The sequence below is a fragment of the Dokdonella fugitiva genome (assembly GCF_014138265.1).
GTDB lineage: Bacteria > Pseudomonadota > Gammaproteobacteria > Xanthomonadales > Rhodanobacteraceae > Dokdonella_A > Dokdonella_A fugitiva_A.
The window spans coordinates 30,122-44,483 of sequence record NZ_JACGXL010000008.1 but is presented as its reverse complement, the minus strand read 5'-3'; the positions used below and the strand labels follow the sequence as shown (position 1 = coordinate 44,483).

General features: G+C 71.7%; 14 protein-coding genes. 7 read left to right on the top strand and 7 right to left on the bottom strand.

All coding sequences use genetic code 11. The features are described from left to right. Window positions 1-10: 10 nt before the first annotated feature. The gene (locus tag FHW12_RS19670; RefSeq protein WP_182532776.1) at window positions 11-1,651 is read right to left on the bottom strand and encodes a c-type cytochrome; all 1,641 of its coding nucleotides are present in this window, start codon (window positions 1,649-1,651) and stop codon (window positions 11-13) included. Window positions 1,652-1,717: 66 nt separating this feature from the next. Here FHW12_RS19670 and FHW12_RS19665 point away from each other — a divergent pair, with 66 nt between their 5' ends. After that, window positions 1,718-3,445, top strand: a complete 1,728-nt coding sequence (locus FHW12_RS19665; protein ID WP_182532775.1) for a diguanylate cyclase — start codon at window positions 1,718-1,720, stop codon at window positions 3,443-3,445. Window positions 3,446-3,457: 12 nt separating this feature from the next. Here the strand turns inward: FHW12_RS19665 and FHW12_RS19660 are convergent, their stop codons facing one another. Further along, entirely contained in the window at window positions 3,458-4,099 is a 642-nt protein-coding gene (locus FHW12_RS19660) for a GIY-YIG nuclease family protein (RefSeq protein ID WP_182532774.1), read from the bottom strand. Window positions 4,100-4,199: 100 nt separating this feature from the next. Here FHW12_RS19660 and FHW12_RS19655 point away from each other — a divergent pair, with 100 nt between their 5' ends. Continuing rightward, window positions 4,200-4,709: a DUF4142 domain-containing protein gene (locus FHW12_RS19655; protein ID WP_182532773.1), complete on the top strand. Its 510-nt coding sequence runs from the start codon at window positions 4,200-4,202 to the stop codon at window positions 4,707-4,709. Window positions 4,710-4,975: 266 nt separating this feature from the next. On the opposite strand, the gene FHW12_RS19650 is transcribed toward FHW12_RS19655, so the two are convergent. From FHW12_RS19650 to FHW12_RS19640, 3 genes are read right to left on the bottom strand one after another with little or no spacing between them, the layout of a single operon-like run. Beyond that, window positions 4,976-5,266, bottom strand: a complete 291-nt coding sequence (locus FHW12_RS19650; protein WP_182532772.1) for a hypothetical protein — start codon at window positions 5,264-5,266, stop codon at window positions 4,976-4,978. Between the two features lie 19 nt (window positions 5,267-5,285). Beyond that, window positions 5,286-5,702, bottom strand: coding sequence for a CBS domain-containing protein (locus FHW12_RS19645; protein ID WP_182532771.1), 417 nt, complete (start codon window positions 5,700-5,702; stop codon window positions 5,286-5,288). A 25-nt stretch (window positions 5,703-5,727) separates the two neighbouring features. Continuing rightward, complete coding sequence (locus FHW12_RS19640) at window positions 5,728-5,934, bottom strand: hypothetical protein (protein ID WP_182532770.1); 207 nt, start codon at window positions 5,932-5,934, stop codon at window positions 5,728-5,730. A 315-nt stretch (window positions 5,935-6,249) separates the two neighbouring features. Between FHW12_RS19640 and msrB the strand changes: the two genes are divergently transcribed. The 5 genes from msrB (at window position 6,250) to FHW12_RS19615 (ending at window position 10,760) form a co-directional block, all read left to right on the top strand. Further along, a complete protein-coding gene (msrB, locus tag FHW12_RS19635) occupies window positions 6,250-6,780 on the top strand; it encodes a peptide-methionine (R)-S-oxide reductase MsrB (RefSeq protein ID WP_182532769.1) in 531 nt (176 codons plus the stop codon). 6 nt (window positions 6,781-6,786) lie between these two features. After that, entirely contained in the window at window positions 6,787-8,565 is a 1,779-nt protein-coding gene (locus FHW12_RS19630) for a cytochrome c biogenesis protein DipZ (RefSeq protein WP_182532768.1), read from the top strand. 14 nt (window positions 8,566-8,579) lie between these two features. Next, window positions 8,580-9,290, top strand: a complete 711-nt coding sequence (msrA, locus tag FHW12_RS19625; RefSeq protein ID WP_182532767.1) for a peptide-methionine (S)-S-oxide reductase MsrA — start codon at window positions 8,580-8,582, stop codon at window positions 9,288-9,290. A gap of 113 nt (window positions 9,291-9,403) precedes the next feature. Then, window positions 9,404-9,598, top strand: a complete 195-nt coding sequence (locus FHW12_RS19620; RefSeq protein ID WP_182532766.1) for a hypothetical protein — start codon at window positions 9,404-9,406, stop codon at window positions 9,596-9,598. A 1-nt stretch (window position 9,599) separates the two neighbouring features. Beyond that, window positions 9,600-10,760: a PQQ-dependent sugar dehydrogenase gene (locus FHW12_RS19615; RefSeq protein WP_182532765.1), complete on the top strand. Its 1,161-nt coding sequence runs from the start codon at window positions 9,600-9,602 to the stop codon at window positions 10,758-10,760. Window positions 10,761-10,896: 136 nt separating this feature from the next. Here FHW12_RS19615 and FHW12_RS19610 read toward each other — a convergent pair whose 3' ends face one another. Next, complete coding sequence (locus tag FHW12_RS19610; RefSeq protein WP_182532764.1) at window positions 10,897-13,788, bottom strand: serine/threonine-protein kinase; 2,892 nt, start codon at window positions 13,786-13,788, stop codon at window positions 10,897-10,899. Continuing rightward, window positions 13,778-14,353 (bottom strand): ECF-type sigma factor, encoded by a 576-nt coding sequence (locus FHW12_RS19605; protein WP_182532763.1) that lies wholly within the window; start codon window positions 14,351-14,353, stop codon window positions 13,778-13,780. Before FHW12_RS19605 ends, FHW12_RS19610 begins: the two co-directional genes overlap by 11 nt. Window positions 14,354-14,362 lie beyond the last annotated feature (9 nt).

Genomic DNA, 14,362 nt, shown 5'->3' with positions numbered 1-14,362 from the left:
GCCGTCCGGCCTACAGGGTCTTGAGGTACTCGAGCAGGTCGTGCTTGTCGGCGTCCGCGAGCGTCGTGCCGTACGCGTGGCCCGCGTTCGAATTGCCGGGCAGCGTCGTGTCGAACGCGCGCGGATGGTCCGGCGCGCAGGCGACGAGGCCGACGCGCGCAGGATCGAACTCGCGCGTGCCGGGCACGAAGCGCGTGCTGCGCGAGGCAGGCGCGGCGAGCAGGTCCGCGAGGCTCGGCACCGAGCCATTGTGCAGGTACGGCGCCGACGCCCAGACGCCGCTCAGCGGGCGCGCCTTGTAGCCGCCCGGACGGCTGTCGGTCGCCGCCTTGAGCACGCGGTGGTAGCCGACGACCGCATCGCGCACCGCGGCGAGCGGATGGCGCAACGCGGCACCGACCGCCGCGTGCACGACGAGATCGGTCGTCGGCACGTCGTCGCCGAGCGGATCGCCGGCGACGACGCCGATCTTGCGCCCCGCGAAGGCGCCGCTGTGCGACATCGAAGCGAGGAAGTTGTCGACCATGCGCGGATCGGTGCCGACCTGGTCGAGCGGCGTGATGACCGCCTTCAGCTCGCGCGTGCGATCGTCGCGATCGGACAGCGCATGGCAGGTGGCGCACTGCTGCGCGTAGACCTTCGCGCCGCGCGCTGCGGCCGCGACGTCGGGCGCGCCGAACAGCGCGACCGGCCAGCGCGGGGCGCGCAGCGCGTAGAGGTCGCCCTGGATCTGGCCCAGGTGCTCGAAGTCGATCGACGACGGGTAGCCCGCATGGCCATCGTGGCCGCTGATGTCGAGCGAACCGTACACCGCGAGCGCGGTCGTCACGTTCTGCAGCAGCGGACCCGGGCCCGCGTTCGGCGCGGAGCCGTTCCACTGCACGAGGTCGAGGTGCGGCGCATCCCACAGCACCGGGAAACTCACCGGCGCATCCGGCGCGCGCCGGTTCCCCGGCTCGCCGAGGAACTGCACCGCGACCGCGTTGAAGATCTGCCCGAACGCGTCGAGCCGGCCCGGTCCGTACGGCACGTCGACATGGTTCATCGCATGCCGCGCGGCGATGCGATCGGCGAGTGCGCCGACGTCTCGATGCAGGCCGTCGCGCGCGTCGGCCGCGGTACCGAGCGCGGTCGCGAAGCGCTCGAAACGCGCCTCGTCGGCGGCGGTCGCGCGCAGCGCGTCGACGAGCTCGCCCTCGAACGCGTCGAAGTCGAGCACGCCCTGGCCGCCGTCGATGCGGATGCGGTGCCCCTGGTAGCGCACTTCGCCCGTATGGCAGGCGCCGCAGCCAAGACCGGTCCAGCCCTGTCCGTCGGCGTCCGTCTCGTGCGTGAAGCCGACCGGGAACGCGTCCGGATTGGCCGCCGTCGCGGCCTGCACGAGGAAGCCGAGCGCGTCGAGGTGCTCGTCGGACATGAAGCGGCTCGTCGTGCCGGCCTGTTCGAGCGCCTTCAGCCACGCGGTCGGCACCAGGCGCGAACCGAACGAGGAGAACCACGCGCGCTCCTGCACCGCGCGGCTCCAGCCCTGTTCGAGGTTGGTCGCGCCGCCGCCGCCGGCGACCGCGTCGCCGTCGGCGACCTGCGCGCCGTCGCACGCGGCCAGCAGCACGCTGATGCCGGCCAGGGCCAGCCACCGGTTCTTGCGCATGTTCCGACTCCCCCGAGCCCGACAGCCTGCTATTCTGGCTGGGTTCCACCGCTACGCAGGGGAAACGTGGCCAGATCGAGCGCAACGCCGCCGTCACGCCTGTGGGCTTTGCTCGCGGCACTCGCGCTGGCGGCGACGCAGAGTGTGGGCGCTTCGCCGCTGAAAGTCGATGCGGACTTCGCGTCGCTCCCGCTCGGCGGCCACGTCGAGGTGCTCGAGGACAAGGCCGGCACGCTCGACTTCGACGCCGCGCGCGCGTCGGACGCATTCAAGCCCGCGCCGCCCGCGGTCGGCACCAACTTCGGCTTCACGCATTCGAGCTGGTGGGTGCGCTTCACGCTCGCCAACGGCGGTGACGTCGACCGCGAGCTCATGCTGCGCGAGGACTACCCGCTCATCGACTACCTCGAGCTGTGGGCACCCGACCGCAGCGGCGGCTGGCGCCACGTCGCGACCGGCGACCGCACGCCGTTCGCGACGCGCGAGTTCGTGCACCGCGACTTCATCTTCGAACTCGACGTGCCGGCGCGCTCCGAGCGCACGTTCTACCTGCGCGCGCATTCGGACGGCCCGGTCGACCTCAACCTGCTGCTGTACCGCCCGCACGCGCTGGTCGGCGCGATCAGCACCGAGCAACTCGCCTACGGCGCGTACTACGGCGGCTTCCTCGTGCTCGTGCTGTACAACTTCTTCCTCTTCGCGATCGTGCGCGACCGCGCGATCTTCTACTACCTGCTGTACGCATCGAGCTACGGTCTCTACTTCGCCGTGCACAACGGCCTCACGTTCCAGTTCCTCTGGCCCGACAGCCCGCACTGGGCGAACCAGGCGCTGCTCGTGCTGCTCGCGCTCGCGCTCGTGTTCGGCCTGCAGTTCACCCGCACGTTCCTCGGCACCGGCGGCTTCCTGCCGCGCCTGGACAAGCTCGCGGTCTCGCTGCAGGTGCTCGCGCTGCTCGCGCTCGTCGCGTCGTTCTTCGCTTCCTACGGCGTGCTGATCCAGCCGCTCGCGCTGCTCACCGTCGTCGTCACGCTGCTCATCATCGCGATGGGCACGGTCGGCCTGTTCAAGGGTTACCGGCCCGCGCGCTACTTCATGCTCGCCTGGGGCATGCTGCTCGCCGGTGTGCTCGCCTACATGCTCAAGGTGTTCGGCCTGCTGCCGCACAACATGCTCACGCAGAACGGCTTCCAGGTCGGCTCGCTGCTCGAGATGGTGCTGCTCTCGCTCGCGCTCGCGAGCCGCCTGCGCGAACTGCGCCGGCAGAGCCGCACCGACACCCTGACCAAGGTGCCGAACCGCCGCAGCTTCGACGAGACGCTGCCGGCCGAGTTCGAGCGCGCGCGCCGCGGCGGCAGCGCGATCGCACTGCTCGTCGCCGACATCGACCACTTCAAGCAGTTCAACGACACCCACGGCCATGCGCGCGGCGACGAGGTGCTCAAGCTCGTCGCCGACCGCCTGCGCGCGGGCGTGCGCCGCGGCGACGCGGTCTGCCGGTTCGGCGGCGAGGAGTTCACCGTGATCCTGCCCGATGCGGACGCGCGCGAAGCGATGCGCATCGCCGAATCGCTGCGCCGCGGCGTGGAGACGAGCACGTCGGGCGACGGCAGCATCACGATCAGCGTCGGCGTCGCCTGCAGCCAGGACGCCGGCATCGGCGGCGTCGACGACCTGTTCCGTGCCGCCGACGCGGCGCTCTATCGCGCCAAGGATCTCGGCCGCAATCGCGTCGTGCACCAGGGCACGCCCCAGGTGGCCACCGACGCCGGCGCGGAGCCGTCGCGCGCCTGAGCGGCGAATCGATCACCGCTCACTCGACGATTCGCCCGCGTCCCACCAGCGCACGACCGCCGCGGGCAGCCGCGCTTCGATGTCGAGGCCGACCTCGCGGCATGCGTCGAGCGTGTCGCGCAACGCGTGTTCGAGGCGACGCCGCTCGCTGCCCGACGTGTCGTAGACGCGCGCGACGTCGATCGCTTCGAGCAGTCGCGCGGACCAGCCGAACAGCGCGTCGCAGCGCGCATCGAGCTGCGAGCGCAGCCAGGTGCCGATCGGGCGGCTGAGCGTGAAATCCTGCGACGCGGCGAGCGCGGCGGCGGCATCGGCCGCCTCGTCGAGCACGCCGCGGAACCATTCACGCTCGCCGCCTGCTTCGGACGCGGCTGCGAGTGGCGCGAAGGCGGTGTAGGCGGCGAAACGCTGCAACAGCGTGCGCTCGAGCGCACGCGCCTGCGCGACGCGCGCGGTCTCGACCAGCGCGCCGGCGCGGAAATCGAAGTAGCGCAGGCAGCGCGGATGCAGGCTGCGCCAGCGTTGCAGCGGATCGCGCGCGAAGCCGATCTTGAACAGCGTGTCGTCGCGCACGGGCAGCACGTACACGAACGCGCGACCGCGCGACAGCTGCAGGGGCGGGCCCGGGTCGCCGGTGGCGATTGCGTTGTCCACGACTTAACGCCGCCTGTGCCTGCCTGGAGTCCGTTCCGCTGGGGTTGCGCGCGGACGCCTAGGGTGGGAACTCGCGCACGAACCGAGGAGGTAACCATTCATGAATACGAAGCTTAGCGCGCTGGTACGTCCGGCGCTGATCGCCGCGACGCTCGTTGGCACGGGCACCGCGCTCGCCGCCACCACGCCCGCGGATCGCGAGTTCGCGACCACCGCGGCGAAGGCGAACGCCGCCGAGATCGCGATCGGCCGCCTCGCCGCGACGCACGCACAGGATGCGAACGTGAAGGCGTTCGGCGAACGCATGGTCGCCGACCACACGAAGGCCGCGGATGGCCTGAAGACGGCCGCGACGGAGGATGGCATCACCTTGCCGGCGACGCCCGCCAGCAATCCCGATGCCGATCGCCTCGCGCGCCTGCAGGGTGCCGAGTTCGATCGCGCGTTCGGTGAGCAGATGCGCGGCGACCACGACAAGGCGGTCGCGCTCTTCCGCAAGGAAGCCGGCGCGAACGGCGATGCGCAGGTGAAGGCGTTCGCCGCGAAGACGCTGCCGACGCTCGAGGAGCACCAGAAGATGGCGCAGTCGCTGCCGGGTGCGTCGAAGTAGGGGACTGCCTTTCGCCCGCGGCGCAGAGCCTTGCCGCGCGCGATCCCCGGAGCGTCCTCGTGCAGCCGAGCCGCCTTCCCCGGCACCTCGCTGCCGCGCTCCGGTTCGGGACCGCCGAAAGGCGGTCCCATTTTTTCGATCGCGCGCGGGGCGCATGTTCCCTGCGCGCATGTAGGGCGATCGAGCACGCGGTGCGAGTCCCACCGCGTGCTCGGTCGACGCCACGAGGGAGCGGACGGCGGCACGCGCATGCGCGTGCCGCCCTACTAGAACTCGTCGACGAACTCGGCCACGAGCCCGTACTCGCGCGCGGCGCGCTCCACTTCGCGCACGACGCCGCGCGCGACCGCATCGCTGATCGCATGCACTTCGATGTCGTGGAAGTCGCTGCGACCGACGTCGTCGGGAAGGTCGAGCGAGCTGGAATCCTCGCGCAGATGTGCGCCGTTGTCGGCGACCTCCTCGACGCGGTCGATGTCGTCGAGCGCGCCGATGCGCTTGAGCAGCGCCTGCACGGGGTCTTCGGGTCCGGTCACGCGGAATCGCACGGTACGCATCGGAGCCTCCGGCACGGGATCAGTGCGGCGTCGCGACGCCGCGCAGGAATGCGTCCTTCGCGCCTTCGCTGTCCGCCTGCGCGATGTTGCTGAGCGCGACGAAACCGACGATGCGCTTGTCGCGGTTGACCACCGGCAGGCGCCGCACGCCGAGTTCGGCCATGTTGCGCGCGACTTCGGCGACGTCTTGGTCGTCGTAGCAGTAGCGGATCGTGCCGGTCATGACGTCGCGCACGGGCGTGTCGGCAGGAAGGCCCTGCGCGACCGCGCGGATGACGATGTCGCGGTCGGTGAGCATGCCGACGAGGCGATCGTCGTCGCCGACCGGCAGGCTGCCGATGTCGGCCTTCGCCATCATGCGCGCGGCATCGGCGATGGTCTGTTCCGGACGCGCGATCACGATGTCGGGCGTCATCACCTGGTTGATCGTCTGCATGGCGTTCTCCTCGGTTCGTTCCGCATCAGCGGTGGTCGTGGACGTGTTCGATGTCGCACGCGGCATGGCCGCAGGCGCAGCGTTCCTCGCGCTGTTCGGGCACTTCGATGCCGGCGTTGGCGCAATGCGGGCTGCAATAGGTCTGGCCTGGTTCGACGCGGCAGCGGCAGCCCTCGTGCGCGCACCAGGACGCCGCATCCGGCGACGACGCGATGTTCGCGGGAGTGGCCATGGTCGCGCTCCTGTACCGGAATCCGTCGCGCGAGCCGTGCGCACTGCATGCACGGACGCGGTGCGGTCGAATCTACGCACGCCGCGGGAACACGAGGTGAACGCGGCACCGCCCGCCGCGCCCGCGTTCAGCCCGCCTCTCGAACGCGCGTGGCACCGCGCCGCGGGATCGCGCACGCACGGCGACACCCGGGCCGCGCTACCGTGGCAAGATGTCGCGCGTGAACGAAGCGGCGCGTGCGTCGCAAGGAATCGAGCCGATCGCCGGTCCCGTTGAGCAACGGACGTCCACCGACGTGTCCCGCTGGAGCCTTCGATGACCTCGCCCTCCCGACCTTCTTCCCCCGATGCCGTCCGCCGCAGCCTGCTGCTCGGCGGCGCGGCCGCCGTCACCGGCCTGCTCGCGTTCGGCCTGCGCCGCTCCCTCACGCCTGCGCGCGCCGCGACGAACGAGCACTTCGAGGTGACGCGCACCGACGAGGAATGGAAGGCGCGCCTCACCCCCGACCAGTACGCCGTGCTGCGCCATGAAGCGACCGAGCCGCCGTACAGCAGCCCGCTCGAGCGCGAGCACCGCAAGGGCACGTTCCATTGCGCCGGCTGCGACAACGCGCTGTTCTCGTCGGTGACGAAGTTCGAGAGCGGCACCGGCTGGCCGAGCTTCTACAAGCCGCTGCCGCACGCGGTCGGCGAGTCGCGCGACATGACCCTCGGCATGCTGCGCACCGAGGTGCATTGCGCGCGCTGCGGCGGCCACCTCGGCCATGTGTTCGACGACGGCCCGAAGCCGACCGGGCTGCGCTATTGCATGAACGGCGTCGCGCTCACCTTCGCGGCCGAGGCCTGAGCCACGATGACGTTCCTCATCCTCGCCTACCTCGGCGGCGTCCTCACGATCCTCAGCCCGTGCATCCTGCCGGTGCTGCCGTTCGTGTTCGCGCGCGCCGACCAGCCGTTCGTGCGTTCGGGCCTGCCGATGCTGCTCGGCATGGCGCTCACCTTCGCGCTCGTCGCCACGCTCGCTGCGGTCGGCGGCGCCTGGGCCGTGCACGCGAACGTGTACGGCCGCTGGCTCGCGCTGCTCATCCTCGCGCTGTTCGGCCTCACCCTGCTGCTGCCGCGCGTCGCCGATCGCCTCATGCAACCGCTCGTCGCGCTCGGCGCGCGCCTGTCGAACCGCGGCGACGCGGATGCGCCGTCGACGCTGTCGTCGGTCGTGCTCGGCATCGGCACCGGCCTGCTGTGGGCACCGTGCGCGGGACCGATCCTCGGCCTCGTGCTCACCGGCGCCGCGTTGCACGGCGCCAACATCGGCACGTTCGGGCTGCTGCTCGCCTACGCGGCGGGCGCGGCGACCTCGCTCGCGCTCGCGCTGTTCGTCGGCGGGCGCGTGTTCGGCGCGCTCAAGCGTTCGCTCGGTGCGGGGGAATGGGTGCGTCGCGGCCTCGGCGTCGCCGTGCTCGTCGCGGTCGCGGCGATCGCGCTCGGCGCGGACACCGGCTGGCTCACGCGCCTCTCGCTCGCGCGCACGAACGGTGTCGAGCAGTCGCTCATCGACGCGATCGGCGCGCGCTCGCCGGGCGCGGCACCGTCCGCACCCGCGGGCGAAGGCGCGATGATGGCGGCGAAGCCGCATGCCACCGTCGACGGCGTGCGCAGCGAAGGCGAGCTGCCGCCGCTCGACGGCGCGGTCGCCTGGCTCAACTCGCCACCGCTCACGCGCGAAGGGCTGCGCGGCAAGGTCGTGCTGGTCGACTTCTGGACCTACTCGTGCGTGAACTGCCTGCGCACCTTGCCGTACGTGCGCGCCTGGTACGCCAAGTACAAGGACCAGGGCCTCGTCGTGATCGGCGTGCACGCGCCCGAGTTCGCGTTCGAGAAGGACGAGACCAATGTGCGCCGCGCCGTCGCCGACCTCGCGGTCGACTATCCGGTCGCGCTCGACAACGACTACGCGATCTGGCGCGGCTTCAACAACGAGTACTGGCCCGCGCACTACTTCATCGACGCGCAGGGACGCATCCGCCACCACCATTTCGGCGAAGGCGCGTACGAGCAGTCGGAAACATGGATCCGCGAGCTGCTCGAGGAAGCACGCGGCGGCATGCCCGGCGCGATGCCGATGGATGCGCAGGCGGTGCAGCCCGACACGAGCGGCCTCGCGCTCGCGCCCGCGAACGCCGACGTCGGTTCGCCCGAAACCTATCTCGGCTACGAGCGCGCCGAACACTTCGCGTCGCCCGGCGGGGCCGTGCACGACGCCGCGCACGACTACGCGGTGCCGGCGACCTTGCCGCTCAACGCGTGGGGCCTCGCGGGCACGTGGACCGTCGCCGACGAGAAGGCGCGCCTCGACAAGCCCGGCGGTCGCGTCGTGTTCCGCTTCCACGCGCGCGACCTCAACCTCGTGCTCGGCCCCATGGCCGACGGCAAGCCCGCGCGCTTCGTCGTGCGCATCGACGGTGCTCGCCCCGGCGACGACCACGGCGTCGACACCGATGCCGACGGACAGGGCACCGTCACGCAGCAGAAGCTCTACCAGCTCTATCGCGCGAAGGGTGCGGTGAACGACCGCACCTTCGAGATCGAATTCCTCGACCCGGTCGAGGCGTTCGCGTTCACGTTCGGATGACCCGGAGTATCGCCATGTCCACGTTCCCTGCCCGTTCGCTGCCGCGCGCGTCGATCGCGCTCGCACTCCTGCTCGCCGTCACCGCGTGCCAGCGCATCGGCCATTCGGCCGAACCCGCGGTCGCGATCCCGCCGCCGGCCACCGACGAACCGATGGCCGGCACCGACAGCGAAACCGCGGTGTTCGCGGGCGGCTGCTTCTGGGGCGTGCAGGGCGTGTTCCAGCACGTGAAGGGCGTGAGCAAGGCGGTGTCCGGCTACGCCGGCGGTGGCAGCGGCCACGCGCACTACGACGACGTCGGCAGCGGCCGTACCGGGCATGCCGAATCGGTGCAGGTCACGTTCGACCCGCACCAGGTCACCTATGGCCAGCTGCTGCAGGTGTACTTCTCGGTCGCGCACGATCCGACCCAGTTCAACCGCCAGGGACCCGACGTCGGCTCGCAGTACCGTTCGACGATCTTCGCGATGAGCGACGCGCAGAAGAACGTCGCCGCCGAGTACATCGCGCAACTCGACAAGAGCGGCGCGTACGCGCGGCCGATCGTCACGACGATCGAAACCGGCAAGACGTTCTACCCGGCCGAGCGCTACCACCAGGACTACCTCACGCTGAACCCGACCGAGCCGTACATCGCGATCAACGACCTGCCGAAGGTCGAGAACCTCAAGCGCCTGTTCCCGGAACGCTGGCGCGAGCAGCCGGTGCTCGTTTCCGCGCACTGATCCGGGCGCACGAATCGCGGCTGAACGCGCGCGCCGGTGCGTGGCCGCGATTCAGCCGCGCGGGCCGACGCTCGTGGCTCGACCCGCCGACCTGCGGGCACCAGGGCCACGCCATGAAACACCACGCACCGATTCCGCCGGACGACCTCGACGCGTTGCCGGCGCAGGCGATCGCATCGCTCACCCACGCGTTCCGTCGCGAGTTCGCACGCGCGCCGTCGCGGCGCGAGCACGTGCGCATCGAACGCGAACGCTCGCGCCGCTTCGTCGATACCAACGGTCGGCACTGGTCGCTCGAGGAGCGCTGAGATGGGCGCGTCGACCGCGGTCTCGCTCGCGGTCGCCGGTGCGCTCGCCGCCGGCGCGCCGCCGTCGACGCTGCCGCCGTCGTCGTCGACCGGCCCAAATCCGACCCTGCCGCCGCCGCACAAGACGCTTGTGCCGACCGTCGAAGTCGCCGAGACGGTCGGCTGGAAGGAGGGTGAGACGCCGACCGCGGCCGCCGGCTTCGCGGTCGCCGAGTTCGCGCGCGACCTCGATCATCCGCGCTGGTTGTACGTGCTGCCGAACGGCGACGTGCTCGTCGCCGAGTCGGACGCGCCGCCGAAGCCCGACGACGGCAAGGGCATCAAGGGCGCGATCATGAAGAAGCTCATGAAGAAGGCCGGCTCGGCGACACCGAGCGCGAACCGCATCAGCCTGCTGCGCGACGACGACCGCGACGGCAAGGCCGACCGCAGCTTCGTGTTCGCGAGCGGCTTGAACTCGCCGATCGGCATGGCGCTCGTCGGCGACGCGTTCTACGTCGCGAACACCGACGCGGTCGTGCGCTTCGCGTACACGGCCGGCGCGACCCGGCTCGACGGCAGCGGCGAACGCATCGTCGACCTGCCCGCGGGCACGATCAACCATCACTGGACCAAGAACATCATCGCCACGCCCGACGGCACGTCGCTGTACGTCGCGATCGGCTCGAACAGCAATGTCGGCGAGAACGGCATCGACGCCGAGCGCGGCCGCGCCGCGGTGTCGCGCATCGACCTTGCCACGCGCACGCTGCAACCGTTCGCCAGCGGGCTGCGCAACCCGGTCGGCCTCGCGTTCCAGCCCGACAGTGGCGCGCTGTGGACCGCGGTCAACGAACGCGACGAGCTCGGCGACGACCTCGTGCCCGACTACATCACGTCGGTGAAGGAAGGCGCGTTCTACGGCTGGCCGTACAGTTGGTGGGGCTCGCACGTCGACGAACGCATGAAGCCCGCGAACCCCGAACGCGCCGCCGCCGCGACCGACGGCAAGCCGTCGGGCGCGCCGGAACCCGTGCTCACCGGTTTCCTCAATGCCGACGGCAAGGCACACGGGCGTCCGGTCGGCGTCGCATTCGACGGGCATGGCGGATTGCTCGTCGCCGACGATGTCGGCGGCAGGGTGTGGCGCATCACGCCGCAGGGGGACCGTCAGTCGGAGTGATCCGGCGTGCTGCCGTAGATGCACCGGCAGTTCCTTCAGGCAGTCACCGCACCAGCTCGCCCAGAACGACAGCACGGCCACCTTGCCGCGATGCTCGGCTTGCCGTCGCGGTCGAGGCCGTCCGGCGCGCTGAAACTCAGCCCCGGGTGGCGCCTTGCGCCTTCGCCAGCGCGGCGTGCGCGGCGACCGTCGCCGGATGCGTCGCACCGAGGAATTTCTCCCGCTCGCGCGCGGCTTCGGTGATCAGCTCGACCGCCTCCGCGCGATGGGTCGGATCGCGCTCGAGCAGTTCGCCGAGGTCCAGTCGCGCGGTCGCCGCGAGCGGGTGCTCGGCGCCGGGCAGGTAGCCCGCGAACGAGGCGAGCGCCGCGCGCAGTTCGCGCTCCGCGCCCGCGACGTTGCCACTGTCGCGCAAGGTGAGGCCGAGATACTCGTGCGCGAGCGCGGTGTAGCGCGCGTGTTCGCCGACGTGCCTGATGCTGTCGGCGAGCGCGCGCCGCTGCAGCTCGAGCGCGGTCGCAAAGTCGCCGCGACGGCGCTTGACATCGCCGAGGCGATACAGGGTGGTATAGCCGTTGAGTTCGTTGAGCTTCGGGTCCGCCTCGGCCTGCATGATCTCGGTGAGCTCGGCATCGGCGAGTTCGAGCTGTCCTTCGAGTTCGTGCACGATCGCGAGGTTGCCGAGTGCCGCGCGCGTGCCCTGGTGCGTGCGGCCGAACTTCTTCCCGAAGATCGACACGGCCTCGGCCAGCGCGGCCTCCGCGCGCGCGAAGTCGCCGAGGTCGGTCGTGACCAGGCCGATGTTGATGTCGGTGCCGGCGAGCGCGGGATGGTCCGCGCCGAGCCGCGCGCGCTGCACCGAGGCGACGCGCTCGAGCAGTTCGCGCGAGGTCGCGTAGTGGCCGAGCTGGTAGTTGGAAAGGCCGATGTTGCGCACCGCGTTGAGCGTGGTCGGGTGTTCCTCGCCGAGCACCTTGCGATAGGTCGCGAGCGCCAGCGAATCGGCTTCGATCGCATCGGCGTAGCGCGACTGCGCGTACAGCGCGAGGCCGAGGCTGGTCTGCGAGAACGCGACGTTGAGGTCGTCCGGTCCGGCGTTGCGCGAAGCGATCGCCAGCGCGGTTCGGTAGCGTTGTTCGGCCTCGCCGTTCTTCTGCTCGCCCCAGCTCGCGTTGCCCGCCGACATCATGACGAGCAGGCGCAGGTCGTCGCCGATGGCCGGATCGTCGACGTGCGCGAGCGCCTTGTCGATGAAACGGGCGGCGTCGACGAACTCGCGCGCGTCGACCGCCGTGCGCGCGCGGATGCGCCACGCGTTCACGCGATCGGCGACCGACGCATCGGGCGCCGCCTCGAAGCGGCGTATCGCGTCGTCGGCGAGCGTCTTCGCGGCCGGCACGTCGCCGAGCGCGGCGAGCGTCTCGGCGCGCTCGGCATCGGTGCGCGCGGCGAGCAGCGCGCGCGAGGGATCGGCCGCGAGCAGCCGCGAGGCGCCTTCCTGCAGGCCCTTCGCCTGCTCGTAGAGGGCGAGCTGGTAGTAGATGCGACCGAGCGTCGCGTCGATCTCCGCGCGCTGGCCCGGCTCCAGCGCGGTGTCGCGCTGCACGCGCGCGGCGCCGCGATCGAGCAGCTCGCGCGCGCTCACGTCGCGGCCCTTCGCCGCGCGCGGATCGACCGCAGTGAACAGGCCGTACAGGAAGTCCTTGACCGCGAGCGTCGTGCGCGCCTCGCGCTCGGTCTCGCGCGCCTGCCACGCGACCGCCGCCGCACCGGCGACGATCACGCCGAGGATCGCCGCCGCCGCACCGAGCGGCAGCCAGTGGCGTGCGACGAACTTGCGCACGCGGTAGCGCCGGCTGCCGCCGCCGATCGCACGGCCGTCGAGCCAGGCGCGCACGTCGTCGGCGAGCGCAGCGACCGAGGGGTGGCGCGCTTCGGGTTCCTTCGCGAGCGCGCGCCGCACGATGCGCTCGAGGTCGCCGCGCAGCGTCCGGCGCAAGGCCGCGACGCTCGTGCCGCGCCGCTCGGCGAGCGTGTCGCCGTCACCAGCGCCCGCGCGCACGGGCAGGCGCGCGAGCGCGCGCGTCATCGGCTCGGGCACTTCGTGCAGCACCGCCTCGGGCCAACCGACCAGGCCCGCCTCGGCGCGCGCGTAGGGCGTGCGCCCGGCGAGCAGTTCGTACAGCAGCACGCCGATCGCGTAGACGTCGGTCGCGGTCGTGACCGCGCCGCCGAGGATCTGCTCGGGCGCGGCGTACTCGGGCGTCATCAGCCGTGCATGCGTGCGCGTGTCGCCCGCGCCGGGGGCCGCGTCGAGCAGCTTGGCGATGCCGAAGTCGAGCAGCTTCGCCTCGCCGTCCGCGGTGACGAGGATGTTCGACGGCTTGAGGTCGCGGTGCACGATGAGGTTGCGGTGCGCGTGCGCGACCGCCGCGCACACCTGCAGCACGAGGCCGAGGCGCGCGCGCACGCCGAGCCGGCGCGCGTCGCACCAGCGCGTGATCGGCTCGCCCTCGACGTACTCGAGCGTGAAGAACGGCGAGCCGTCGGCGGCGACGCCGCCGTCGTGCAGCTGCGCGATGTGCGGATGGCTCAGGCGCGCGAGCAGTTCGCGCTCGCGCAGGAAGCGCACGCGCGTCTCGGCGTCGACGAAATCGCCGCGCACGAGCTTGAGTGCGACGCGCTGCTCGAAACCGTCGGCCTCGCGCCCGGCGAGCTCGCGGTCGGCGAGGAACACGCGACCCATGCCGCCCTCGCCGAGCAGGCGCAGCAGGCGGTACGCGCCGATGCGCTGGCCTTCCAGCGCCTGCGCCGGTGCCGCGCGCAGCAGGCCGATGAGTTCGCTCGCGTCGGCGGCGAGCAAGTCGCCGCTGATCGCCTGCGCGCCGAGCAGGTCGCGCACCTCGTCGAGCAGCGCGGTGTCGCCGGCGCACTCGCGTTCGAGCCACGCGTCGCGCTCGCCCGGCGCGAGCGCCTGGCAGGCGTGGAACAGCTCGCGCACGCGTGGCCAGCGCGCGTCAGCCGCCATCGCGCGGCTCCGCGCCCATCGCGCGGCGCAGCACCGCGCGCGCGAGTTCCCAGTCGTGGCGCACGGTGCGCTCGTGGCGGCCGATCTCGTCGGCGATCTCCTGGAACGTGAGGCCGGCGAAGAAGTGCCATTCGACGATGCGCGCGAGGTCGGGATCGCGCCGCGCGAGGTCGTCGAGCGCGGCGTCGAGCTCGAGCGCGGCGTCGGCCGATTCCGCGCCGAGGTCGCGCGTGTCGATCTCGACGTGCTCGGCGCCGCCGCCGCGCTTGGCGCGATGGCGCCGGCGTGCGTGGTCGACGGTGATCTGGCGCATCGCGCGCGCGGCGAGCGCGAAGAAGTGGCCGCGGTTCTGCACCGTGTCGACTTCGCCCGAGCGCAGCTTGAGGTAGAGCTCGTTGACGAGCGCGGTCGGCGACAGCGTCGACCCCGGCGGCGCCAGGCCGCCCTGGCGGCGCGCGCAGCGCTTGAGCTCGTCGTAGACGAGCGCGTACGCCGCATCCTGCGCGGCCGCGTCGCCCGAGCGCGCGGCGTTCAGCAGCCCGGTGATTTCCGCGTCGATCCCCATCGCCCCGGC

Bases quoted from the DNA above. Each gene is read 5' to 3' on its own strand.
- FHW12_RS19670 (WP_182532776.1), bottom strand. From the start codon at position 1,651: ATGCGCAAGAACCGGTGGCTGGCCCTGGCCGGCATCAGCGTGCTGCTG.
- FHW12_RS19655 (WP_182532773.1), top strand. From the start codon at position 4,200: ATGAATACGAAGCTTAGCGCGCTGGTACGTCCGGCGCTGATCGCCGCG.
- FHW12_RS19650 (WP_182532772.1), bottom strand. From the start codon at position 5,266: ATGCGTACCGTGCGATTCCGCGTGACCGGACCCGAAGACCCCGTGCAG.
- FHW12_RS19645 (WP_182532771.1), bottom strand. From the start codon at position 5,702: ATGCAGACGATCAACCAGGTGATGACGCCCGACATCGTGATCGCGCGT.
- FHW12_RS19640 (WP_182532770.1), bottom strand. From the start codon at position 5,934: ATGGCCACTCCCGCGAACATCGCGTCGTCGCCGGATGCGGCGTCCTGG.
- msrB (WP_182532769.1), top strand. From the start codon at position 6,250: ATGACCTCGCCCTCCCGACCTTCTTCCCCCGATGCCGTCCGCCGCAGC.
- FHW12_RS19630 (WP_182532768.1), top strand. From the start codon at position 6,787: ATGACGTTCCTCATCCTCGCCTACCTCGGCGGCGTCCTCACGATCCTC.
- msrA (WP_182532767.1), top strand. From the start codon at position 8,580: ATGTCCACGTTCCCTGCCCGTTCGCTGCCGCGCGCGTCGATCGCGCTC.
- FHW12_RS19620 (WP_182532766.1), top strand. From the start codon at position 9,404: ATGAAACACCACGCACCGATTCCGCCGGACGACCTCGACGCGTTGCCG.
- FHW12_RS19615 (WP_182532765.1), top strand. From the start codon at position 9,600: ATGGGCGCGTCGACCGCGGTCTCGCTCGCGGTCGCCGGTGCGCTCGCC.
- FHW12_RS19610 (WP_182532764.1), bottom strand. From the start codon at position 13,788: ATGGCGGCTGACGCGCGCTGGCCACGCGTGCGCGAGCTGTTCCACGCC.
- FHW12_RS19605 (WP_182532763.1), bottom strand. From the start codon at position 14,353: ATGGGGATCGACGCGGAAATCACCGGGCTGCTGAACGCCGCGCGCTCG.